This window comes from Streptomyces sp. NPDC087901 (genome assembly GCF_044742205.1).
Lineage (GTDB): Bacteria > Actinomycetota > Actinomycetes > Streptomycetales > Streptomycetaceae > Streptomyces.
In genome coordinates this window covers 166250-188424 of record NZ_JBIUUC010000005.1, presented here as the reverse complement: position 1 = coordinate 188424, position 22175 = coordinate 166250, and the positions used below count along the sequence as shown (strand labels likewise).

Genomic DNA, 22175 nt, shown 5'->3' with positions numbered 1-22175 from the left:
CGATGACATGGACAGCACCTGAAGCCACACGTACCGAAGGTTCGCTCGTCGCCGCGGAGCGCGAGATGCTCACCGGATACCTGGGATGGTTCCGCGGCACCCTGCTTCAGAAGTGCGCAGGCCTGACGGGCGAGCAACTTGCCGAGCGGACCACACCACCGTCGAACCTCTCGCTCCTCGGACTCGTGCGCCACATGGCCAAGGTCGAACGCACCTGGTTCCGGCAGCGGTTCGCCGGTCAGGACCTCGCGCCGATGTACGACCCGCAGAAGGGCAAGGACGCGGACTTCGAGGACCTCGATCCGGCCCTGGCCGCCGAGGACTACGCCCGGCTGGTCGAGGAGTGCCGCCTGGCCGACGAGATCGTCGCCGGTGCGTCGTTCGACGACACGTTCGTCCACAACGGCGAGGTCTTCTCGCTGCGCCTCGTGCACGTCCACATGATCGGTGAATACGCGCGCCACATCGGCCACGCCGATCTGGTGCGTGAGCGGCTGGACGGAGTCACCGGGGACTGAGGGGCCGAGGGTGACGGTACGGCTGCGGAGCCGTCCGTGCGCCCGCAGCCGTACCGATCCAGCCACTTCGCGCGCCGAACTCTCTTTCGCCGCCGTGCACTTGACGGCCACGCCTCGATGGGTATGGTCTAGTCCAAGTGCAGGGTCGGCGTCGGACGCCCCGTTTCCAGGGTGTATCCGGCCAGGCGATCCTGCCGTGCCCTTCGCGCCTCTTGGCCCCACACCTGAGAGGCTGGACTGCCGCTTCCGGGCTCCCCACCGTCCGCCCGCGTGCAGCGATGCCTCATGTGAAGGAGAAGCATGCACGCGAAAAGGAAGACTGCCGCAGTCATCGGTGCCTTACTCGCACCGGTGCTCGCCCTGAGCCTCCCGGCGAGCTCCGCAAGTGCCCACGGCTACATCTCGTCACCCCCCAGCAGGCAGGCCCAGTGTGCCGCCGGAACGGTCAGCTGCGGCGACATAAAGTACGAGCCCCAGAGCGTGGAGGGCCCCAAGGGTCTGACCAGTTGCAGCGGCGGCAACAGCAGGTTCGCTGAACTCGACGACGACTCCAAGGGCTGGAAGGTCACTCCGGTGAGCCGGAGCACCTCCTTCCAGTGGGTGCTGACCGCCCGCCATTCCACCAGCACCTGGCAGTACTTCGCCGGTGGCCAGAAGATCGCCGAATTCAACGACAACGGCGCCCAGCCCGGTGCCACCGTCACCCATCAGGTGGACTTCGGCAGCCACACCGGAAAGCAGAAGGTCCTCGCGGTGTGGAACATCGCCGACACGTCCAACGCCTTCTACGCGTGCATCGACGTCGACGTCAGCTGAACGCCCGCACGACCCACCGTTCATCACACGCACACCGGCGGGAACAGGAGCCACAGGAGCCCCCACCCTGCCCAGGGTGGGGGCTCCTGTGGCGTCGCCGGTATACGGCCCGCGACCTGACGCGCGGGACGGACGGAGGACGACACCATCGCCGGTCAGTGGGTCAGGCCGGAACTCGACCGGAGCGCGACGTGCACAGGATCCGTACCTTTCACCACTCGGCGAACGACAGTGCCATGGGGAACCGGGCCATGAGTTATACCGACGCCGAATGACCCGCGCGGGCCCCTCGAAGGGCCCGACACGTCGGGGGACCGGGATTTTTCGGTGGCCGGTGTTGTTGAAGCCATGATGAGGGTCCGCGGCCGACACGATGCCGCGGACGGACGTCGACGACGGGACAGCTGCCATGCCGCTTCAGGGCGAGTACGAGCCGAGCCCCACCCCTTGGGTGCGCGACCAGGTCGAGCAGTACGAGAGTTCGGGCGGGACGGAGGGGACGACCATGCGGGACATGCCGGTGATCGTCCTGACGACACTGGGGGCCAAGAGCGGGAAGATCCGCAAGACGCCCCTGATGCGGGTCGAGCACAACGGCTCGTACGCGGTGGTCGCCTCACTGGGCGGGGCTCCGAAGCACCCGGTCTGGTACCACAACCTCACCGCCGACCCACGCGCCGAACTGCAGGACGGCCCGGTGCGTCAGGACATGACCGCCCGTGAGGTGTCCGGGGACGAAAAGGCGCTCTGGTGGGAGCGCGCCGTCGAGGCGTATCCCGACTACGCCGACTACCAGGAGAAGACCGACCGGAAGATCCCGGTCCTCGTCCTGGAGCCCGTGGACGGCGGCCACTGAGTATCACGGAACGTACGGACGGGCCGGGCTCACCCCGGTACGGGTGCGGTCGGTCCGTCCGGCTGCGCAGAGCCGGACGGGACGCCACCGTTGCAGGCCGGCCGTTGCGTACGAGTGCGGCAGCGCGACGGGATACTCTCCAGCACGGCTCCTGAGGCGGTGGGGCCGAGCGGAAGGATGCACAACCAGATGACAGACAACTCCGAGCTGGTCGCGTTCGTCCGGGCGCGCCTCGACGAGGAAGAAGGCGTCGCACGCGCGGCCGGCGGCGGTGGGTGGCGGTGCCCGGCCGAGGTGCCCGGCGAGATCCACGACCGGACCGGTGCCATCGCCTTCACTCTGAGGACGCACGGCTACGACCACCACATCGCTCTGCAGGATCCCGCGCGAACCCTCCAGCGCATCGAGACCAGCCGGGTGCTCCTGGACGAGTACGCGGAGGTGGCCTCCCTGGACGTCGACCGCCCCGAGCGGGACTTTCCCTCGGGCCGGGCCTTCGGCCTGGGGTTCGTGGTCCGGCAGATGGCCGCGGAACACGCGGGGCACCCCGGCTACCAGGTGAAATGGCTGCCCAGGTTCACGCAGTAGGACCACCGGTCCCGGGGGCCGCCTCGCGCGGACGGAGAGGCGGCCGGACGGACCCGCGGACCCGGCCACCCGCGGGGAAGGGCCGGCTGCCCCTCGTACCACGACGAGGGGCCACCGTCCGGTGGGCACCACCGTCACTCAGAGCGGGTTCGTGCCGCCTTCACCCTTGGTGGACACCTGATCGCTCCGCTCCTGGAGCCGGCGTGCCTTGTCCTCGAGACGCCGGCGCTCCTGCGGATCGGAGACACGCTCGGCTTCCTCCTTCATTTCCTGTGCCTTGGCACGAATACGTTCGGCACGGCCGCCGGTTTCATCCGCAACACTCATGATCGCTCCTGGGTCTCGGGGGAGAGCCGACCACCCCAGCGAATCAGCGCCTACCCACACCTGCATCTCGAACGGTCACCCGCCGCTACGGAACACGGTGCGCGAACCGGTCGTGCCCCTGTCCCGCGGTTGCCTATGCTCTGCGGGGTCGGGACCGCGCGGTCCCGTAGGTTGCGAGGCCGTGGCAGAGCGGCCCATTGCGATCGTCGTGGGGGAGGTCCCTCTCACGACGACTGACGGGGTGCGGGCGGACCTGCCCCTGCCTGTCCACGGGTTCGAATCCCGTCGGCCTCGCAACCGCCCCACCGCACCGGGCCGGCCGGAAGCGGACACGGCCGGCAGAAGAGGGAAGGCAGACCCATGCAGTACGTACGCGCGCGGCGTTTCGTCGCGGCCCTGTTCGCGTTGTCGTCCGTCGCTTCACTGGCTGCCTGCGGTGACGCCGCCGCACCGTCCCGTCCGCCGGAGGGAGCGCCGTCCCGGGCCGTGTCCCCCGGCATCGGACCGACGCCGTCGGCGGATCAGTGGCGAAAGCTCGAGCGCAGGTTCGACGCCAGGGTCGGTGTCCATGCCGTCGACACCGGGACGGGACGCGAGGTCACGTACAAGGACAGGGAGCGCTTCGCCCACGCCTCGTCCTTCAAGGCGCTGGCTGTCGGTGCCGTGCTGCGCACGCACACACCGGAGGAGAGAGAGGAGACGGTCCGCTTCACCCGCGAAGACCTGGTGAGCCACTCACCGAGGACGGAACAGCGCACCGGTTCGGGCATGAGTCTGAACGAGCTGTGCCAGGCAGCCATCCGCTTCAGCGACAACACCGCTGCCAACCTCCTGATCGATCGGCTCGGCGGGCCCGAAGGCCTTGAGGCCGAGCTCCGCGAGCTGGGTGACGACGAGACGCGGACGGACCGCAAGGAACCGGACCTGAACGACTGGACGCCGGGGGAGACGCGTGACACCAGTACACCGCGAGCCCTCGCCACCGGGCTTCGTGCCTACGTCCTCGGTGACGCCCTCGGCAAGGGCGAGCGCACCTTGCTCACGCAGTGGCTGAGGAACAGCACCACCGGAGCCGGACTCATCAGGGCGGGGGTCCCCGAGAGCTGGCTGGTCGGGGACAAGTCCGGGGCAGGCGGTACGTACGGCACCCGAAACGACATCGCCGTGCTGTGGCCGCCCCATGCCGCCCCGATCGTGGTGGCGATCATGTCGAACCGCCTGGACGAGGACGCCTCGTACGATGACGCTCTGATCGCCGAGGCGGCATCGATCGTGGCCGACGCGATGTCGTAGACATCGGCATTTCAGTTTCTGTCACGTCCTGCCGATCTGCTCCGTCAGAGAGCTGTATTCATCCACGACGGCACGGGAGCGCACCATGGATGCTCGTTTGAACCTCTTCGGCAACGCGGTCGGGGGCAAGTTCCTGCGGTACATCAACTCGGCAGGCAAGGTGGTCTCGGACTCGACGCTGCCCGCCGCCACCCAGGAGCTGGTGAAGATCCGCGCAAGTCAGATCAACGGCTGCGGCTTCTGCACGGACATGCACACCAAGGACGCGACGCACGCCGGGGAGACCGCGATCCGCCTCAACATGGTCGCGGCCTGGCGGGAGGCGACGGTGTTCACCGACGCCGAGCGTGCGGCGCTGGAACTGGTTGAGCAGGGCACCCGCATCGCGGACGCGGCCGGAGGCGTCTCGGACGAGGCATGGGCGAACGCCGCCCGGCACTACGACGAGGACCAGCTTGCCGCGCTGGTGGTCCTCATCGCCCTCATCAATACCTACAACCGAGTGAACGTCATCGTCCGGCAGCCCGCCGGTGACTACCAGCCCGGCCAGTTCGGATAGCCCGGACGACGACGGGTGCCCGGCCCGAAACGGTCGGCCGCGGACCCTGGTGCGGCCCGGGCCGTACCCTCTGGCAGGATCGTGCGCCTGAACCGATGACCCGGCGTGGGGAGTTGTATGTCCCCGGGCCGGGCGCACGAGCATGTTGAACGGGGAACGAGGAAGCTATGCGTACGTGGACTCGAGCGGTACCTGCCGCAGTGGGCGCTCTGGCGCTGGCCGTGGTGCTGAGCGGCTGCAACGGCACGGATTCGGCCAAGGGCAGGAAGAGGTCCGGGTCCGGCTCCGAGGCGTCGGACAGCGAGAAGGCCTACAGCCTGGGTGAGGCCAGCCCGCCGCAGAAGAGCACCATGAAGGACTCGAAGGACAGCACGTACACGGTCACGCCCACGAAGGTGGAGACGGGGACGAAGGCCGACATGGACAAGTCCGGCCTGGACATCGACAAGGACAAGAGCCCCAGGGTCCCGGTGTACGTGTGGGCGACCGTCACGCACAAGAGCGGCAAGGCCATGGAGGTCGGAGACATGGACGACGACCTGGTCGTGGAGACGGACAAGGGCCAGCGCACGAGGGCCCTCATCGTCATGATGGGCGAGGCCAAATGGCCGAACTGCCCGGCGCCCGACTCGGCCAAGAAGCTGAGCGCGGGGCAGTCGGAGAAGATCTGCAAGGCATTCCTTGTCCCCGAGGGCCAGAAGGCTGCGGCGGTCCAGCTGAGCCAGGGCTTCTCCGCCGCCCCGCTGGAATGGCCGGTCAAGAGCTGACGGCCGGCCGGGCCCACCGCGGCCCGCGCCTGTGATCAGGGCACGGTCGGAGTGCACGTACCCGAGGAGAAGGGACGTGCACTCCGACCGTGCCCAGCCGGTCGCGCCCGCAGCAAGGCGTGTCAGGCGGCGGTGCGGTTGCCCATGACGGTGCCCCATGACCTGACCCGGTCGACCCACGGCTGAACCGCAGCATGGGTCCGCAGCATCCACCCGTCCGGGACGGGCGACCGCTGAGGCATCATGTCGTCGGTGATCACCATTCATCTGAAGTACGAGATCGACCCCGACCGCATCGAGGACTTTGAGGAGTACGGCCGGCGATGGGTCGCACTCGTCAACCGGTTCGGCGGCACCCACCACGGCTACTTTCTGCCCAGTGAGGGTGACAGCGACATCGCCTACGCGCTCTTCTCGTTCCCCGGCTTCGCCGAATACGAGCGCTACCGCACCGACAGCGCCACCGACCCCGAGTGCCAGGCCGCATTCGAGCTGGCGCGCCGCACGCGATGCATCCGACGGTACGAACGCCGCTTCCTGCGCCCCCTCGACGTGAGGGAGAAGTGAGCACCACGACTGCGCGAGTGACCGCTGTGAGCAGCAACGGGACGTACTCGTTCAGCAAGCCGAACCGGGCGGGAATCACCCTGCTCGCCGGTCTCGGCGTAGAGGACGACGTCCACGCCGGGGAGACCATCAGGCACCAGTTCCGCATGACGTACGAACCGGAGCTGCTCAATCTGCGCCAGGTGCACCTCATGCACGAGGAGCTCTTCGACGAACTCGCCGGAAAGGGTCACGCCGTTGCCCCGGGCGAGCTCGGCGAGAACATCACCACCCGGGGGATCGACCTGCTCGGTCTGCCCACAGGTGCGCTGCTGAACCTGGGCGAGCAAGCGATCGTGGAAGTCACAGGGCTGCGCAACCCGTGCTCGAAGATCAACACGTTTCGGCCGGGCCTCCTGAACGAGATGTTCGAGATCGACCTCGCGACCGGGGACTTCACTTTCAAGTCCGGGATCATGGGCGTGGTCCGGCAGGGCGGCCGGGTGCGACCCGGTGACCCGATCGGCGTGGATCTGCCCGCAGGCCCGCACCGACCGCTGGAGCGCGTCTAGGGCTGACAAGCTCGAGGTCCGCTTCGAGGCAACCGTCCACATCGCGGCGATCCACGCATGGCTGTGACCCGACCGGAGGCAGCCCGGTGCCATCCTGGCCTGGCACCGGGGCTGGGAGCGGCCCCCGGTAGTGCTGCTGGATTGAACGCCAAGGACGGCTCGCTGCGGGCACTGCGCGCATGCCTCCGAATAGCCCCGGGTAGCAGTCAGCTCCAGCGGCGGCCGTGGGGGAGGGCGGCGCTGGGGCTGATGGCGTGAGAGCACCCTGGCCCGATTTCTCGCCGGTCCAGAGAGGGTGCCGCTTTCCGTACCCGGTGGCCAGGGCAGGCCGAGGCAGGGCACGTCAGGGTGGGGCAGGGGTCAGTTGTTGCCCCCGCCACCACCGGTGGTGGGAGGCGAGAGCAGGTTAAGCAAGTTGTCCAGAATAAGGATATTAGGGCGGTAGATGTTGGTGTTGCCGCAGTTGTTGGAGAATCTTGCGTCCTTACCGGCGACGCATGCGACTCCGGAGTTTCCGCTTCGCCCGTGATCTCCGTCGTAGCCGCCCGAGTCGGCGACAGCCCAACCCGCGTTCGCGAACACGAGGCCAGCGGCAGCGGCAGCGACGACCGTCATTTTCCTGATCACATTTCCTCCTGGGTGTGAGAGTTCGTGTCATAGTCCCGGGCCGCATCCATTGCTACCGCTCGGCGCGGTCGCCGTTTCACATGTCTTGCGACGAATTCACTCCTTAAGTCCAAGAATTGACTGGACTTGACTGCGAGGGATGCGCGATCAGGTGTTGTTTCACCGGTGGTTGCCTGTGAAACACAGCCACCCGGCGGCCGAGCCCAGGGCGAATCGCGCTTCAGTCGTTGCAGAGTCCGCGATTCGGCTGAGGCCGGCCTCGACGCGGTGGATCGAACGCGACCTCACCACCTGGACGGCCGCCCGGCACTTCAGTGAACGGCCGACCTCACACGTCAGCACCTTCCCGAACAGGCTCCAGCCCCTCGTCCGGATGGCCCTGCGAGGACGGCGCTACTTGCCCAGCTTCTCGGCGAGGGCGGCCCGTCGGGCGAACGTCTCGTCCTTGGACGCCGCCATCTCACGCAGGGCCGCCTTTCGCTCCCGCTGGGCCAGCCGGTCCAGATACAGCTGACCGCGAAGGTGGTCGGTCTCGTGCTGGAGACATCGCGCGAAGTACCCGCGGCCCTCGATCACCAGCGGTGCACCGTTCCTGTCCCGGCCTCGTACGACGGCACGGTCGAGGCGGGGCACCATCCGGTAGGGACCCGGCACGGACAGACACCCTTCGGATTCCTCGACCAGGCGGCGCTCCCCGGCCGGAACCTCCGCCAGGACCGGGTTGGTGATGTGCCCGACATGGCGCACTCCCCATTCGTCCGTGATGTCCCACACGAACAACTGGAGATCGACGTCGACCTGGTTGGCCGCAAGCCCCGCACCTTCCGCCACCTGATTCGTGGCGAACATGTCGTCGATCAGCTGCGACAGCTCCGCCGTGCCGAACCGGGTGACCTCCGTACACCGGCGCCGGAGGATCTCCTCCCCGACGACGGTGATGCGGCGCACCGAACCCCGTTCGGCCTCCGGTGCGAACCGCGGATAGGAATCCACCGGTTCTCCCAGCACGCGCACCCGGCGGTCCTGCGCAGTGTTGTCGAACCGAACCGTCATGGAGCATCAACGCCTTCCGCACATGCCTCGGACGACCGAAGCCGTGGGCAGCGGCCGGCCCACGCAGTAGCTTGACCGAATGCTTTGCAAAGTAGCACTCTTTGCAAAATGAGCGACGAGAACCGTCAACTTCCCTGCGTGGACCCCCTGCTCCATCGCGCCCGCCGGCAACTCCCCGATCACCCCATACGCGTTGCCCTCCTGGATCTGCTTGCCGAGACCGGCACGGTCACGTCCACCCAGGCCGCGGCCCGCCTCGGTCACAGCTCCGGTCTGTGCTCCTTCCATCTGCGCCAGCTCGCCCGGCACGGCCTCATCGAGGAAGTGCCCCACAGCGGTGGCCGGGCGCGGCCGTGGCGGCTTCGCTGGACGGCTGCCGAGGGGACTGACGGGCTGGTCACGGATGCGCCGGAGGAGTTCGCCGGGCCGGCGCGCGGACTGGAGGACGCGAGCTATCAGTACTGGCTGGACCACCGGGAGCAGGCGCCGGACGAGTGGCAGCGCGACGAGTCGTTCAGCGCCGTGGTCCACCTCACCCCGGACGAGATGGCCGAACTCGGCGCCTCGATCCGCCGCCTGGTGGCCGGTTACCGCGACCGGGACGGGCGACCCGACGGCACCGTGGCCGTGGCCGCGGTCACCCGGCTGTTCCCGATTCTCGGCCGGTGAGTGGCCGGCCGGCCCGAGCGCGCGCAGCCGTGTGACCGGGAAGGATCGGTGGACGGGGCGCGCGATGGCGTACCGGCCGTCTCGGTGGCCTGCGTGCGACCCGTTGTCAGTGGCGCGGTGGAGAATCGCCTCATCGGCTCTTCGAAGAGGTGGGGATTCATCATGTCGATCGCGAACCAGCAGGTGCAGTCGTACGCGTTTCTGCAGGGTCTGTACGAGGACGGGTACTTCCCGGATCACGTCGTGGACATGGGCCGAAGGATCCTCCTGGGCCTGTGCGAGCGGATAGAGACGGAGCAGCCTTCGGACCTGACGGCGCTGTACGTGCTCACGGAGGTGGCGACGAAGGAGTTCAACGAGCTGGAGGCCGAGTTCGAGGCGGCGGGAAGCGAGATCGAGACCGTGGCGCGCGAGGAGATATCCGAGGACTTCTGGTTCGTGGCCAAGGCCTATGGGTTCGATGACGCCGATACGGAAGAGCTCGTCGCCGCTCGTGATTGGTGAGGATCGGTCCGGAGCGGCCGGCACCGGAAGGGCTGACCGGAGGACGTGGGCGCACCGGGACCGCGCGGCCGTGCGCCGCTGGTACGCGCCCGGTCCGCACTCCGGTCTACGCGGGCTCCGCGGGAGCGTGGCCTGCTGCCGTGTCGATGACCTCGTCCAGAACCTCGCGGGAGCGGAGCAGGTCGGTGATCATGCGGTCGATGCGGTCGCGCTCGGTGGTGAGCTCGGAGACCAGTGCCGGGGTGGCGCGCAGGGACGGCCCGCCGTCCTCGTCGCGCATGCAGGGCAGAATCCGTGCGATCTTCGAGCTGTGGAGACCGGCCGCGTAGAGCTCCTGGATACGGATGACCCGGTCGACGGCTCTCTCTGGATAGTCGCGGTGACCGCCTGGTGTCCGGTCGGCCGCCAGCAGCCCCTGTTCTTCGTAGTAGCGCAACGAACGCTCGCCGACACCTGTGCGAGCCGCCAGTTCACCGATTCGCATGTCCACCCCACGACTTGAATCTCACATCAGTGTCAGGTTCTACGGTACCGGCATGACGCACACACAACAGCTGCCCGCCGCATCCCGTCTCTTCGAGTCCGCCCGCCTCGGTGGTCTCGGACTCGCCAACCGCCTGGTCATGGCGCCGCTGACACGCAACCGCGCAGGGGCCGACGGAGTCCCGGGCGAGCTGATGGCCACCCACTACGCACAACGCGCCTCGGCCGGTCTGATCATCGCCGAGGCCACGACCCCCAACGCCGAGGGGCAGACCTACCCCCACATCCCGGGCATCCACAGTCCCGCTCAGATCGCCGGATGGCGCCGGGTCACCGAAGCGGTGCGTGCGACGTCCCACAGGAGCCCGATGTTCCTGCAGTTGCAGCACGGCGGCAGGGTGGGGCACCCCGATACCAGCGGTCGGATCCAGCTCGCACCGTCCGCCGTGCGCTTCCCGGAGACGCTGCCGACACCGCGCGGGCTCCAGGACGCCGTCGAGCCCCGTGAGATGTCCTCTCGGGACATCTGGTCCACCATCGCCGACTTCGCTGCTGCCGCCCGCAACGCCGTCGAGGCAGGCTTCTCCGGGGTGGAGGTGCACTCGGCCAACGGCCATCTGCTGCACCAGTTCATGGCCGGGAACACCAACCGCCGGACCGACGAGTGGGGCGGCCCGGCAGCGAACCGGACCCGTTTCACCGTCGAGGTGGTGCGGGCCGTCGCGGAGGCCATCGGCCCGGAACGGGTCGGTGTGCGCATCTCGCCCGGAACGGATGTCAACAGTGTCGAAGAGGGCGACACCGAAGCCGTCTACGCGGCGCTCCTGCCCGCCCTCGCGCGCATCGCCCCGGTCTATCTGCATCTGGTCCGGGCCGATCCGGGCCTGCCCCTCTTCGCGGAGATCCGCAGTGCCTGGCCGGGCACGCTGATCGCCAATCCGGCGCTGTCACGCGAGGAGGCGGCGGCCGACGGCGGCATGAGTCGCGGGGAGCGACTCCTGGCAGAGGGCGCCGACCTGATCGCGCTGGGCCGCGGCTTCCTCGCCAACCCCGACCTCGTGGAGAGACTGCGCACAGGAGCACCGCTCAACGAGCTCCGCCCGGAGTTCCTGATGCACGTACACGGGGCAGAGGGGTACAACGACTATCCCCCGCTCGGACGCGTCGGCTCCGTCAGCGGCCGTCGGCCCTCGGAGGGCGGCGGCACATCGGTTCCGAGCACTGCCGCCGCGGGGGCCGGGCGATGATGTCGCCGCCGCGGGACTGTCCGGTCAGCTGCGCATGCCGGGCACCAGGCTCTGGAGGCCGGCCGCGGTACGCAGCAGGTCGCGCAGCTCCAGAGCGGCCGGGAGCGGCGTGGTGGGCAGCGCGACGTGCACGGTCCGGCGCAGAGCCGGGTCGGTGAGCCGGCACAGGACCAGTGTGCCGGGGACGGCCCGGGCGGCCAGTGAGGGGACGAGCGCCACCCCCAGCCCCGCGGCGACGTAGCCGAACTTGCCGGTCCATTCCGCGATGCGAATGACCTTCCGGGGGGTGAAGCCCGCTCGGGCGCAGGCGTCCGCGAGCATCGTCGGGCGATCGCCGTAAGCGCTCTGGAGCCAGGCCTCCTCGCGCAGTTCGCGCAGGTCGAACGTACCGGCTCCGGCCAGCCGGTGTCCCTGGGGGAGTACGACGCACAACTCGTCCTCGCACAGCACCGTCGTGGTGACGCCGTCGGCCTGCGGCAGGCCGGACGGATAGTCGCTGACGACGGCCAGGTCGAGGGCGCCGTCCGTGAGCCGCCGCATGAGCAGGTCGGTCGGACCCTCGGACGCCGCGACCTCGACCCCGGGCCGGGTGTCGCGGAGCGACCGAAGTGCGCCGGGTACCAGGGAGATGTTGGCGGTGGCGAACGCGCCGACGTGCAGCAGCCCGCCCTGCCCGGCGTGGAGCACCGCCAGTTCGCGCTCCGCCCTCGCCAGCCGGTCCAGCACTTCGGTGGCGTGCCGGTGCAGCGCGCGGCCGGCGGAATTGAGTCGTACGCCCCTGGGCAGCCGGTCGAACAAGGGGCCGCCCGCCTGCTGTTCCAGTGTGGCGATCCGCCGGGACACCGCGGACTGCGTGTAGTTGAGCCGGATCGCCGCCTGTGTGAACGAACCGCACTTCGCCACGGCCACGAGCAGCCGGAGCGCATCGTTCTCTAACACCCGCTCACCAACTTCCGGTTGTCGACGTTCCCGCCCACCATTCTCACCCCTCCCATTCCTCGGGCGCATGGCTTCCATGCAATCCAGTCGCTGGTGGTATGCCGGGCACCGCCCTAACGTCGGACGCACGGCGGTGTTGCAGTACGGATGCGCGTACCGCCACTTCATCCATGGACCAAATAGCCCCAGGGGGACGTGTGTTGTCACAAGGAGAAGCAACGAAGAGGCGGGCCCGGTGACGGGGGCGGAGGTCCTCTCGCTGCCGAGGATGCTGGCCGATACGGAGGAGCTCGTGCGGTGCGAGTCCTTCTCGTCCGACCTGGTGGCGGTGGCGCGCAGCGCCAAGGTGGTCGGCGCCCTCGGGGCCCGCCTGTTAGGGGTCGCGCCGGACCGGATCGTGATCGGGGGAGTGAGCCACCTGAGGTGGTCCTTCGGCACCCCGAAGGTTCTGCTGGTCGGACATCACGACACGGTGTGGCCCATGGGCTCGATCCGCAGGCGCCCCTGGTCGGTGGCGCACGGCAGGGCGCGCGGGCCCGGGGTTCTGGACATGAAGGCGGGGTTGGTGCAGATGTTCCACGCGCTGGCGTCCCTCCCCTCGCCGGAAGGCGTGTGCGTGATCGTCAACGGGGACGAGGAGGTGGGCTCCACGACGTCCCGTCAGCTGATCGAGGAGTCCACCGCCGGGTGCGCCGCCGCGTTCGTGCTGGAGGCGTCGGCCGACGACGGTGGCGCGCTCAAGACCGCCCGGAAGGGCACGTCGCGCTACGAGATCGTGGTGCACGGCAAGGCCGCCCACGCGGGCCAGGAACCCGAGAAGGGGGTCAATGCCACCATCGAGGCCGCTCACCAGGTACTTTCCGTCGCCGGCCTGGGCGCCTCGGCCGCCGCGGCCGTGGACGGCGGCCCCCTGGGCGCGGCAACCCTCACCCCCACCCTCCTGTCGGCGGGCAGCGCGCGCAACACCGTTCCCGCACTGGCGCGGCTGACGGTCGACGTACGGGCGCCCAGCGCGGCGGCGCAGGAGACGATCGACGTGCTGGTGCGAGGGATGACGCCCCGGATCCCCGGTGCGCGACTGGAAGTGCGGGGCGGCCGACAGCGGCCGCCCATGGGCCCGGAGTCCTCCGCCGCCCTGTTCGCCCTGGCGTCCCGGATCGCTGCCGAACAGGGGCAGGAACCGCTGAGGGGGGCGTCCGTAGGTGGCGCATCCGACGCCAACTACACCGCGGCGATGGGCTGTCCCACGCTGGACGGCCTCGGGGCCGTGGGTGCCGGAGCGCACGCGGACTCCGAGTACGTCGATGTCACCCGGATGGTTCCCCGCGCCCGGCTGCTCGCCGAACTCATCGCACGGACGAGGCGATGACGTGCTCGTCCGTACCGGCCCAGTTGACCGTGACACATCCTCCAAGGAGACGATTCGGATGAGACCAGGCGTGAGCGGGTTCGGTTTGGGCGAGGTGTGCGGCGACTACGCCGTCGCGGGAGTGGGTGGCGCGCTGGCGCAGACGGGACGGCGGGCGCTCATGATGCTCTGCCTGGCGCTGCTCGTCCTCCTGGTCGTCAAGCAGCCAACGGCGGCGTTGACCAAGGGCGTTGTCGTCACCGGCATCGCGTTCGCCGTGTGGGGGCTCACCCGCGCATGGGGCCTCGTGTCCGCCAGGCTGGGGCTCCGCAGGTGCTACCTGTTCCCGGGCGGTCTGGTTGTCACAGACCTGTTCGGCAGGCCGCGTGGGGTCGTGGCATGGAGCGAGGTGACGGCGCTCAACGTGATGGTCACGCGGTCGCTCCTCATGGCCTTCCACCGGTTCGAGGTCGACAGGCGAGGGGCCGGACGCCTGGCGTTCCTGGCCATGGGCATGCAACCTGCCCTGGCCGAACCTCTGCTGAGCCGGGCGGCAGCGAACGGCGCGGGGCGCTGACCCCGGACGCGGCCGGCCCACGCACCCCTTGAAGCACCGCAGTCGGCGAAGCGGACCGGGTCGCGCAGGAAATGTGCCGCGACCGGGCCCGCCTCGGCGCCGCCGGATCCCACGTCCTCCACGACGGCTGCCCGCGCGAGGTCGCGGTCGCCCTGGTGTCCGACGGGGCGGGGGCGAATCGCCTCTGCCGACCCGCCGCGGACACGGCGAGGCGCAGGTTCGTGCGCCGTCAGGCGGACAGCCGGCTGGGGTGGGAAGCGCGTCGGGCGGCTGCCAGCAGGGCGTGGATCCGGGGGCCGGCCTGATCCATCTCGGTCATGGGCGTCGCGAACGGCAGCCGCACGTCGCGCTGCGTGCGCCGGTACTCCAGGCGCAGGGTGATGCCGTACCGGTCCAGCGCCACGGGCAGGGCGCGCCGCATGCTCTTGTCCGGCCTGGGGCGTACGAGGCGCAGCAGCAGCGGTACGAGCTCTGCGTGACTGTCCACGAGGTGGGTCAGCATGTCCGCCTCATGTGTGGTGACCGGATCGGGAGTCGCCTCATGGAGCGCGGACAGTGTGACGTATGTGCGGCCGGCGGCGTCGTCGAGAACCGCCTGGCCGAACTCCATGCAGATGCTGTCCGTGACATCCGCGTCGTAGCGGGCGGCCAGCAGTCCGGTCATCGTGACGCGGGCCCGCAGCCGGTCACGTACGGGCGTGGGTGCGATGTCCGTGAACTCCAGCCGGACCGGGACGGGCGCGGCCGGATGGGCGGGGCCTGTCCCGGACGGTTCGTGGAGGTGGATGTGGCCCATGGCGCCCGTTCCGTCGAGACGATGAACCTCGATGGGTTCGAGGCCGTCACTCACCACCGTCATCGAATGGGCTGCGATGAGGATCGACCGCATGCGTTCGGCTGGAGTCGGCTGCGTGTTGCGGGCACTGGAAGGGCGCATCCAAGGTCTCCTGAAGGGAGGGCGGCAAGATCCGATAACGGTAACTTAGGTATGCCTAACCTAACTCATGATGCGAGCGCGGTGGGGCGGGGTCGGGGAATGGGCCGGAATGCGCCGCCGGTTGTCGCCCGCCGGTGCCACCGGCGGGCGGCGCTCCTGGATCCGCCGCCTCGAAGTCCCGCCCATGCAAAAGCTTTCCGGCGGCACTCTCGTCGGCGGGCTCGACCGCCGGTGGGTGGCTGGGGCACGGAATCGACGTACCGCCGCCCGGGGTATGCCGCCGATTCATGCGTGTCGCGGGGGTGCTGCTCCATTCGGCGCCGCCGCGCCGCGGTCGACTGGCGAGCCCCCTGGAGGGCACCTAGCGTCGCCCAAGCCGAGGGGTATTGCTCACTTGTGCGGACAAAAGGTCCACAGCTGCTTCTCGAGAATCCGGAGAACCATCATGCGCGTGATACGTGCTGCTTCTGTCGCCCTGCTCGGTGCCGCCGCCTTCGGAGTCGCTGCTCCGGCGGCCCTCGCTGACGACGGGAACCACGACATCACGTCGTTCGGCTTCACCGTCTCCCCGTCGACGGTGGCCCCCGGTGGCACCGTGACCCTCAACGCCACCGGGTGCGAGGTCCCGTCCGTGACCGTCACCTCGGGTGTGTTTGACACCGTCACTCTTGAGGAGGGGCGTTCGGCCACCGCGCGCGTCGATGACGACGCCAAGCCCGGTGCCGAGTACGACGTCACCTTCGACTGCAAGGGAGAGAAGGGGACCACGCCGCTGACCATTCGTGAGGGCTCCGGCCCCAACGACCAGACGGGCTCGGTGATGCCCGGCAACGGCGTCCGGGCCGGCGCCGGTGGCAGCCTCTCCGGCATGAGCCCGGGAGAGATCGGCGCGGGCGCCGCCCTCGTCGCGGGCGCGCTCGGATTCGGTGCCCACAAGATGCGCCGCCGTTCCGGCGGCAACGCCTGACCGCGAGAGTGCCGACGGACCGGGCCCGTTCGCGGGCCCGGTTCTGGCACCACAGGACCGAAATGCGGAGAAGACGTGCACAGAGCCGTGTGGCACGAGTGGATCGAACCCGCCGAACCTCCGGAACGGAAACGTAAGAGGCTGTTCGGCCGCCGTGCAGCCGCAGCCGCCGGCGGCCCGGACGGAAGCGACAGGGGCGGTGCCCGCCGCGGGCCGGGCTGGGTCACGCTCGTCGTCGCCCTGCTGTTCGGTCTGTTCCTGATCCGGCAGGGCGTCGGAGGCGACGACGGGCCCCCGCAACCCGCGTCCGCCATGGGCGACCGGTCCGGCGCCTCGGGTGCCGGCACCTGGCCGAAGGGGCCACCCCCCGAACCCCTCACCCGCTCACTGCCCGAACGGATCACGATCCCCTTCCTCGACGTCGACGCCCCGGTCGGGAAGGTGGGCCTGGGCGCGGACGACTGGATCGACGCACCACCTCTGACGGACAACAACCTGGCCGCCTGGTACGACGGTTCCGTCACTCCCGGCGAACCCGGCACCTCCGTGCTCGTGGGCCATGTGGACAACAAGGCGGGCCCCGCCGTCTTCTACGGCCTCGGCGCACTGGAAAAGGGGCGCCGCATCGAGATCCGCCGCACCGACGGCACCACCGCCGTCTTCTCCGTCTACGCCGTAGAGGTCGTCAGCAAGGCCGAGTTCCCGGCCGACCGTGTCTACGCGAACTCCTCCGACCCGGAGCTGCGCGTGCTCACCTGCGGCGGCGGCTTCTCCCGGAAGGCGGGCTACGACGGCAACGTCGTGGCATACGCCCGCCTCACGGCTGTCCTCTGACTGGGGCGGCCGGGGTCCAGAGCGCAGCCAGGAGCTCGACGCACCGGAAACCTCGGACAGGTCCGTCGTGGAAACCGTAGCCAGGTGGATTGCATCCGCCCATCACTCGACGGAGAAGCTGCGGACCTCCAGTGGTTCCTCGCCGCCACCGGAGTGCAGTTCGCCGTCCGGCATCTGCGCCGGCACACCGTCCTCGCTGCCGGTGCGGTCAGCACCGTGATGAGCATGGTCACGCTGATCATCGCGGTGCATGCCTCGTCGGCGCCGATCCTCGCCACTTCGGCACTGCTTGCCGGGGCCGGTCAGGGTATGGGACAGCTCGGTGGCCTGTCGCTGCTCAATTCCGCCGTACCTCCCCAGCGCCTCGCGGAGGCCGACGCCGCACTCAATGTGGGGGGTTACGTCCTGGCGGGAGCCCTGCCCGTGTCCGCCGGCTACCTCAGTGACGCGGTGGGCCTGCCTGGCGGCGCGACAGTGTTCGGCGTGGTCCTCATGAGCCTCGCGGTCATCGGAGGGCTGGTGGTTCTCGCCGGACGGGGCAAGACGGCGGAACCGGCCTGAGGGTCCCACGGGGACAGGCGCGGCGATGCGCCGGATCCCGTCCGGAACGCGGAGGATGCCTGCGCTGATCCCGGGAGCGGCAGGGGCGGTCGCGGGGACCGGTAAATTCCTTGCCCGCTCGATGATCATGGGTTAACGTCCCCGGGCACGTATCGGGGGATCACGGCAGGTGGGGGACATGGCCGACGAAATCAACGCGCCCACGAAGGGCTCAGGTGCCTGGGGGCAGGCCTTTGCGGCGGTGGTACTGGTGGCGGCGCTCGGCGCCGGACTGTGGGCGGCGGGGGGCGCCTCGGGAAGCGACCGGGCGCCTGCCACGTGCTCGGGCGGGGAGCCGGAGAACGGGTCGAACGGATCCAAGCACGCCTCTCGGCAGGCCTCCGGGGCCCAGCTCTGCGAGGCGCTGAACCGTTCCGACCTCGCTGAACTGCTGGGCACGCCGGGCGAGATCGCGAAGTCCGCGAGCGGCAGCGACGGTTCCGTCACGCTTACAGGCGGCAAGGAGACCGAAACCCCCTCGGGTCGCGTCGAGTTCGGGACGTACACCGTGACGCTGACGGCCACCTACGACCGTCTGCCGGTGGCGGCGTACGCCGCGCTCCTGCGGGACGCCGCGCAGCAGCGGGTTCTGGGCCGGTCGGCGGTCCTCTACTCGGACCGGACCATCAGCATCGGTTTCCGCCTCGACGGGGGCGACACCAGCAGCGGTCCCGGCGTCCCGGCCCGCGCACTGGCCGTGGCCCGGGACTCGAAGGACAGCGGCGGCTCCTTCGAGGTGGTTCTGTGGCGCGAGGACGGCAGGGTCCCGGACGACGCGGCGGTGCTCCGCGTCGCCGAGACGATCCTGCCGACGGTTCCGGGATGGGGTGCCGGGGGCTGACCGGTCCAGGGCCATGCCCGGCGGCGACCCGTGCCTGCTCCTGCCGGGGCGCGACGTGCGGTTCGCTCGGCAGGGCCGGATGGTGAGGGGGCGTCAGGCTCGGGCGTCCGTCCAGGGGCCGTACGGGAGCGCCACGATGTCGTACTGCGGGCACGGCGTAGTGATGCACTGCTTGGGTGCGGGGACACAGACGTGTCCGGTGGGCGCGGCGACGGACGTGCAGGGCTCCGACTGCGACGAGGCGGAGCCGTCCGCGGCGTGCGCCGGGCCGGTCAGGGTGAGAGACAGGGCGGTCAACGCGACTGCCGCGGCAGTGCGCATCAGGTTCTTGATCACGAACGACAGGGATAGCCGCCGGCCTACCCGGGCGATAGTCCCTGGCAGCCCAAGTCACCCGCCTGGGCCGACGAATTCCCCGCAGAAGGGGACTCCTTGCCGACAGCCGCTCTCTCTGCTTGTTGCCATACCTCTGCCCGTTGTGCCGGTGCGCGACGGGACAGGTTCGAACGCCGCAAAATCGAGCAGGTGAGTGGTATGAGTTCACTCTCGCATACCACTCCACCACCGTCCGAGCGATTGCGCCGGCCGCGGAGCGGGAGGACAGCCCGGAGGGCTCGCATGCTCCGTCGGCATGTCCTTGTCCCGGTCGCGATCGCGTCGTTCGCCCTTGTCGCAGCCGGCTGCGGCGGTACCCCGGCCTCGGCCGGGCCGCCCGGCGCGACGGGTTCCGGACCCGCCGTCTCCGCGCAGGGGGCCGAAAGCCCTTCCGGCAGGACCTCGTCCGCGCCCGCCTCGGATCCCGTCGCCCCGGAAGAGCCCGCCGCCCAGGATCCCGCCACCGGCAGTGCCACCGCCGGGGCCGCCTCGGCCGCCCGGCGCTGTACGGCCGTCGGCCTGAGCATGCGCCTCGGCCGTGCCGACGCGGGCGCGGGGCAGATCCACTACCGGCTCACGTTCGCGAACAAGTCCACCACCGCGTGCACGCTGCGTGGCTTCCCCGGTGTCTCACTGATCAAGCGGGACGGCAGCGCGATCGGCGTGCCGGCCGAGCGCGAGGGCGCCATGCGGGGGCGGACGGTGATCGGGCCCGGAAAGACAGCAGAGGTAACCCTGCACACCCTGAACCAGGGCATCACGGACTCCGGCTGCTGGAGCCGCCCCGACTACCTGCGGGTCTACCCGCCCGGCTCCAAGGAGGCCCTGACCCTGCGGGCCCCTCAGCTCCACATCTGCGGCGACCGTTTCACCACCACGGCAGTGGACGGCTGACAGGGCGTACGAGGCATCTCGGCCCGGCTCCGGGGCCGCGCCCGGTACCCGGAGCCGGTGGCCTCGGCGGAGGGCGGTTCGTCCGCCTCGGCCACCGAGAATCCGCGCGCCACACCGGCGGCGTGAGCAGCCGAAGTCCGCCTCGACGTCCCGCACATGACCAGGTGAGTGACCGGGTTCGAAGCCGGTTTCGAGACCGTCCCACACCGTCCGACCCGGCGGTAGCCTGATCGACATGACAGCTGAGGGCGATGAGACAGAGGGCGGAGCACTGGTCGGCGGCATGGTGAACGCGGGCGCGGTATTCCGCCGCGGAGCCCTGGTGGAACGTCCGGCACCGAGCACCGCGCGCGCCCTCCATACCCATCTCCTCGCACTCGAGGCGCATGGCTTCGACGCCGCTCCGACGCCCGTGCGTCTCACCGCGGACGGCCGTGAGCAGCTGACATTCATCCCTGGCGACGTCGCTCTGCCGCCGTTTCCGCACTGGGCGATGACGGAGGCCGCGCTGAGATCGGTGGGAAGCCTGCTGCGGCGTCTGCACGAGGCCAGCGAGTCCATCGCGGTCGACACCAGCGTCGCATGGCCCCGCGCCCTGGCCGATCCGGAGGGGGGAACGATGCTGTGTCACAACGATGTGTGCCCGGACAACGTCGTCTTCCGCGACGGCCGTGCGACGGCCGTGATCGATTTCGACCTGGCGGCACCCGGCCGACCACTGTGGGACGTCGCCATGACCGCCCGCTACTGGGTTCCCATGCTCGATCCCGTCTCCGCGGAAGCTCTCTATCCCGAAGGGCTGGACGTTCCGACGCGACTGCGGATCCTCTCCGATAGCTACGGCCTCTCCGCTCAGGAGCGCGCTGAACTGCCCGGCCTCATCGAACAGGCCACCGCGTCCTGCCGGGCCTTCGTCGCCGACCGGGTGGCCGACGGTGACCCCGTCTACACCCAGGTGCTGTCCGAGCGCGGTGGGTGGCAACGCTGGGACCGCATGCAGGGATGGCTGGTGGCTCACCACGAGGTGTTCACCGCTGCCCTGCTGGACTGACGGGGCAGAGGCCAGTGAACAGGCGCAGGCCGTGCTTCGGACTTCAGCGTCAATTCCGGCACACCTCGCGATGAACAAGCCCGTCATCCCATCCGGCACATCCCGCGATGAACAAGCTCGTCATCCCATTGGTGCGGGTGCTGGATCAGCGTCCTCTCGCTGACGCCGGCGGACTGCGTGCTGCCCGGGCAGCAGCCGTCCGACGAGCAGCACCGTGCACGCGCCCGCGGTCAGCAGCCCGCCGGCGAGGAAGGTCGCCCGCACGTCGGCGAGCGGCAGGATCAGACCCCCGAGTGCCGCGCCCGCCGCGATCCCGGCGTTGTAGCAACCGGAGTTGGCCGCGAGCGCCATATCCGTACGGCCCGGTGCACTGAGCAGCATCGCGTTCTGGGTGGTCATGAACACCGGACCGATCGCAGCGCCCATCAGCACCAGGAACACCACCGCCACCACAGGGTGGGTTCCAACCGTGTACAGGCCGAGCATGCCCACCGCCTGCGTGGTCACGGCCGCGGTCAGCGCGGAGTCCGGAAATCGGTCCAGCAATGCCCCGGTGATGCTCACCCCGGCCAGGCACGCCGTACCGAAGGCCACGAGCAGGACGTTGACCGTGCCTGGCGGGAACCCGCTCACGTCGCCCAGGAACATCACCATGTACGTGAACCCGGCGAACGCCCCGGCAGCGGCCAGGGTCCCGGCCACCAGCACGATCCCGAACCGGCGGGCATCGGGCCTGACTCCGTAGGCCGCGTGCTCCTCCTCAGGGCGGGAGGTCGGCAGCAGAGCGGCGATCGTCACCAGGGAGACGAGCCCCAGAGCCGCCAGTACGGCGACCGGCACCGGCCAGCCGCTCTGTCGGCCCAGCCAGGTCCCGGCGGGGACACCGAGCACGAGAGCGAGCGAACCGGCGACGGACAGCGCCCCGACCACCCGGCCACGAACCCGGGCGCGAACAGGCCCACCGCGACCGGCCCCATCACGGCCCAGAACAGAGCCTGGGCGAGCGCGGTCAGCAGCCGGGCCACGAGGAGCAGTCCGTAGGAGGTCGCCAGCGCCGCGACGAGACTGGACACGACCAGGACGGTCAGCAGTCCCGTGAGCACATGGCGCCGGGGCACTGCCCGCATGAAGTGGGCGAGCGGCAGAGACGCCACGGCCACCGTCACGCCGTAGCCGGTGACCAGGAGACCGACCGCTGACACCGGCACCCGCAGGCTTTCGGAGATGAGTTCCAGAAGGCCGATCGGCAGGTTCTCCGCCGTGTTGAAGGTGAAGGCGGCCAGCATCAGGGCCATGAGCACCGCCGCGCCGCGCCAAGGAGCCGCGTGCGGCGCGCCCGTACGGTCGCTGCCCGTCCCTGCCCGATGCACCTGCTCCGCGCCACCGT

Annotated in this window: 27 protein-coding genes, 1 tRNA gene and 2 pseudogenes; 21 read left to right on the top strand and 9 right to left on the bottom strand. The window is 69.8% G+C overall.

Annotated elements, in window-relative coordinates:
* Positions 1-2: 2 nt before the first annotated feature.
* The 4 genes from ACIOEW_RS18055 to ACIOEW_RS18040 all read left to right on the top strand — a co-directional run bounded on the left by ACIOEW_RS18055 (position 3) and on the right by ACIOEW_RS18040 (position 2778).
* A complete protein-coding gene (locus ACIOEW_RS18055; protein ID WP_362545841.1) occupies positions 3-518 on the top strand; it encodes a DinB family protein in 516 nt (171 codons plus the stop codon).
* Between the two features lie 300 nt (positions 519-818).
* Positions 819-1334, top strand: coding sequence for a lytic polysaccharide monooxygenase auxiliary activity family 9 protein (locus tag ACIOEW_RS18050; RefSeq protein WP_401964594.1), 516 nt, complete (start codon positions 819-821; stop codon positions 1332-1334).
* 409 nt (positions 1335-1743) lie between these two features.
* A complete protein-coding gene (locus tag ACIOEW_RS18045) occupies positions 1744-2190 on the top strand; it encodes a nitroreductase family deazaflavin-dependent oxidoreductase (RefSeq protein WP_362545847.1) in 447 nt (148 codons plus the stop codon).
* A gap of 189 nt (positions 2191-2379) precedes the next feature.
* Complete coding sequence (locus tag ACIOEW_RS18040; RefSeq protein WP_362545850.1) at positions 2380-2778, top strand: DUF6221 family protein; 399 nt, start codon at positions 2380-2382, stop codon at positions 2776-2778.
* 138 nt (positions 2779-2916) lie between these two features.
* Here ACIOEW_RS18040 and ACIOEW_RS18035 read toward each other — a convergent pair whose 3' ends face one another.
* Positions 2917-3105, bottom strand: coding sequence for a DUF6381 family protein (locus ACIOEW_RS18035; protein WP_362545852.1), 189 nt, complete (start codon positions 3103-3105; stop codon positions 2917-2919).
* 175 nt (positions 3106-3280) lie between these two features.
* Here ACIOEW_RS18035 and ACIOEW_RS18030 point away from each other — a divergent pair.
* From ACIOEW_RS18030 to ACIOEW_RS18015, 4 genes are all read left to right on the top strand, one after another.
* Positions 3281-3399: transfer RNA gene (locus ACIOEW_RS18030), tRNA-OTHER, on the top strand.
* Positions 3400-3465: 66 nt separating this feature from the next.
* Positions 3466-4398, top strand: coding sequence for a class A beta-lactamase (gene bla, locus ACIOEW_RS18025; RefSeq protein ID WP_401964592.1), 933 nt, complete (start codon positions 3466-3468; stop codon positions 4396-4398).
* 85 nt (positions 4399-4483) lie between these two features.
* On the top strand, positions 4484-4957 hold the full coding sequence (locus ACIOEW_RS18020; RefSeq protein WP_362545857.1) for a carboxymuconolactone decarboxylase family protein: 474 nt from the start codon (positions 4484-4486) through the stop codon (positions 4955-4957).
* Between the two features lie 167 nt (positions 4958-5124).
* Complete coding sequence (locus tag ACIOEW_RS18015; protein WP_362545860.1) at positions 5125-5724, top strand: hypothetical protein; 600 nt, start codon at positions 5125-5127, stop codon at positions 5722-5724.
* A 122-nt stretch (positions 5725-5846) separates the two neighbouring features.
* Here the strand turns inward: ACIOEW_RS18015 and ACIOEW_RS18010 are convergent, their stop codons facing one another.
* Complete coding sequence (locus ACIOEW_RS18010) at positions 5847-5987, bottom strand: hypothetical protein (RefSeq protein ID WP_401964591.1); 141 nt, start codon at positions 5985-5987, stop codon at positions 5847-5849.
* Between ACIOEW_RS18010 and ACIOEW_RS18005 the strand changes: the two genes are divergently transcribed.
* Positions 5977-6291: an NIPSNAP family protein gene (locus ACIOEW_RS18005; RefSeq protein WP_362545866.1), complete on the top strand. Its 315-nt coding sequence runs from the start codon at positions 5977-5979 to the stop codon at positions 6289-6291. The genes ACIOEW_RS18010 and ACIOEW_RS18005 overlap by 11 nt on opposite strands.
* Positions 6288-6842 carry an MOSC domain-containing protein gene (locus tag ACIOEW_RS18000; protein ID WP_401964590.1) on the top strand — a complete coding sequence of 185 codons (555 nt, stop codon included), beginning with the start codon at positions 6288-6290 and terminating at the stop codon, positions 6840-6842. The genes ACIOEW_RS18005 and ACIOEW_RS18000 overlap by 4 nt, the downstream gene beginning before the upstream one ends.
* A gap of 360 nt (positions 6843-7202) precedes the next feature.
* On the opposite strand, the gene ACIOEW_RS17995 is transcribed toward ACIOEW_RS18000, so the two are convergent.
* A complete protein-coding gene (locus ACIOEW_RS17995; protein ID WP_401964589.1) occupies positions 7203-7457 on the bottom strand; it encodes a hypothetical protein in 255 nt (84 codons plus the stop codon).
* 405 nt (positions 7458-7862) lie between these two features.
* Positions 7863-8522 carry a peptide deformylase gene (def, locus tag ACIOEW_RS17990; RefSeq protein ID WP_401964588.1) on the bottom strand — a complete coding sequence of 220 codons (660 nt, stop codon included), beginning with the start codon at positions 8520-8522 and terminating at the stop codon, positions 7863-7865.
* A gap of 108 nt (positions 8523-8630) precedes the next feature.
* Here def and ACIOEW_RS17985 point away from each other — a divergent pair, with 108 nt between their 5' ends.
* Both ACIOEW_RS17985 and ACIOEW_RS17980 read left to right on the top strand, forming a co-directional pair.
* On the top strand, positions 8631-9191 hold the full coding sequence (locus tag ACIOEW_RS17985) for a helix-turn-helix domain-containing protein (protein ID WP_401964587.1): 561 nt from the start codon (positions 8631-8633) through the stop codon (positions 9189-9191).
* A 162-nt stretch (positions 9192-9353) separates the two neighbouring features.
* Positions 9354-9695 (top strand): DUF5713 family protein, encoded by a 342-nt coding sequence (locus tag ACIOEW_RS17980; RefSeq protein WP_362545877.1) that lies wholly within the window; start codon positions 9354-9356, stop codon positions 9693-9695.
* A gap of 106 nt (positions 9696-9801) precedes the next feature.
* On the opposite strand, the gene ACIOEW_RS17975 is transcribed toward ACIOEW_RS17980, so the two are convergent.
* Positions 9802-10179 carry a MerR family transcriptional regulator gene (locus ACIOEW_RS17975; protein WP_350989803.1) on the bottom strand — a complete coding sequence of 126 codons (378 nt, stop codon included), beginning with the start codon at positions 10177-10179 and terminating at the stop codon, positions 9802-9804.
* 52 nt (positions 10180-10231) lie between these two features.
* Between ACIOEW_RS17975 and ACIOEW_RS17970 the strand changes: the two genes are divergently transcribed.
* Entirely contained in the window at positions 10232-11425 is a 1194-nt protein-coding gene (locus tag ACIOEW_RS17970; RefSeq protein ID WP_401964586.1) for an alkene reductase, read from the top strand.
* A gap of 24 nt (positions 11426-11449) precedes the next feature.
* Here the strand turns inward: ACIOEW_RS17970 and ACIOEW_RS17965 are convergent, their stop codons facing one another.
* Positions 11450-12364: a LysR family transcriptional regulator gene (locus ACIOEW_RS17965; protein ID WP_401964585.1), complete on the bottom strand. Its 915-nt coding sequence runs from the start codon at positions 12362-12364 to the stop codon at positions 11450-11452.
* 268 nt (positions 12365-12632) lie between these two features.
* Between ACIOEW_RS17965 and ACIOEW_RS17960 the strand changes: the two genes are divergently transcribed.
* Together ACIOEW_RS17960 and ACIOEW_RS17955 are read left to right on the top strand one after the other, a co-directional pair.
* On the top strand, positions 12633-13733 hold the full coding sequence (locus ACIOEW_RS17960) for a M20 family metallopeptidase (protein WP_401964963.1): 1101 nt from the start codon (positions 12633-12635) through the stop codon (positions 13731-13733).
* Between the two features lie 58 nt (positions 13734-13791).
* Entirely contained in the window at positions 13792-14289 is a 498-nt protein-coding gene (locus ACIOEW_RS17955; RefSeq protein WP_401964584.1) for a hypothetical protein, read from the top strand.
* A gap of 229 nt (positions 14290-14518) precedes the next feature.
* On the opposite strand, the gene ACIOEW_RS17950 is transcribed toward ACIOEW_RS17955, so the two are convergent.
* Positions 14519-15226: a DUF2470 domain-containing protein gene (locus ACIOEW_RS17950; protein ID WP_401964583.1), complete on the bottom strand. Its 708-nt coding sequence runs from the start codon at positions 15224-15226 to the stop codon at positions 14519-14521.
* Between the two features lie 445 nt (positions 15227-15671).
* Here ACIOEW_RS17950 and ACIOEW_RS17945 point away from each other — a divergent pair, with 445 nt between their 5' ends.
* The 4 genes and pseudogenes from ACIOEW_RS17945 (at position 15672) to ACIOEW_RS17930 (ending at position 18468) form a co-directional block, all read left to right on the top strand.
* On the top strand, positions 15672-16193 hold the full coding sequence (locus ACIOEW_RS17945; RefSeq protein WP_401964582.1) for a hypothetical protein: 522 nt from the start codon (positions 15672-15674) through the stop codon (positions 16191-16193).
* Between the two features lie 240 nt (positions 16194-16433).
* Positions 16434-17027, top strand: a complete 594-nt coding sequence (locus tag ACIOEW_RS17940; protein ID WP_401964962.1) for a class F sortase — start codon at positions 16434-16436, stop codon at positions 17025-17027.
* 135 nt (positions 17028-17162) lie between these two features.
* Positions 17163-17588: pseudogene (locus ACIOEW_RS17935) on the top strand (MFS transporter); the annotation flags it as partial.
* A 178-nt stretch (positions 17589-17766) separates the two neighbouring features.
* Entirely contained in the window at positions 17767-18468 is a 702-nt protein-coding gene (locus tag ACIOEW_RS17930; RefSeq protein ID WP_401964581.1) for a DUF6215 domain-containing protein, read from the top strand.
* A gap of 93 nt (positions 18469-18561) precedes the next feature.
* On the opposite strand, the gene ACIOEW_RS17925 is transcribed toward ACIOEW_RS17930, so the two are convergent.
* Entirely contained in the window at positions 18562-18804 is a 243-nt protein-coding gene (locus tag ACIOEW_RS17925; RefSeq protein WP_401964580.1) for a hypothetical protein, read from the bottom strand.
* A 282-nt stretch (positions 18805-19086) separates the two neighbouring features.
* On the opposite strand from ACIOEW_RS17925, the gene ACIOEW_RS17920 reads away from it, so the two are divergent.
* On the top strand, positions 19087-19737 hold the full coding sequence (locus tag ACIOEW_RS17920; RefSeq protein WP_401964579.1) for a DUF4232 domain-containing protein: 651 nt from the start codon (positions 19087-19089) through the stop codon (positions 19735-19737).
* Between the two features lie 235 nt (positions 19738-19972).
* The gene (locus ACIOEW_RS17915) at positions 19973-20788 is read left to right on the top strand and encodes a phosphotransferase (RefSeq protein WP_401964578.1); all 816 of its coding nucleotides are present in this window, start codon (positions 19973-19975) and stop codon (positions 20786-20788) included.
* Positions 20789-20908: 120 nt separating this feature from the next.
* On the opposite strand, the pseudogene ACIOEW_RS17910 reads toward ACIOEW_RS17915, so the two are convergent.
* A pseudogene (locus tag ACIOEW_RS17910) lies at positions 20909-22074 on the bottom strand (MFS transporter).
* Positions 22075-22175: the final 101 nt, after the last annotated feature.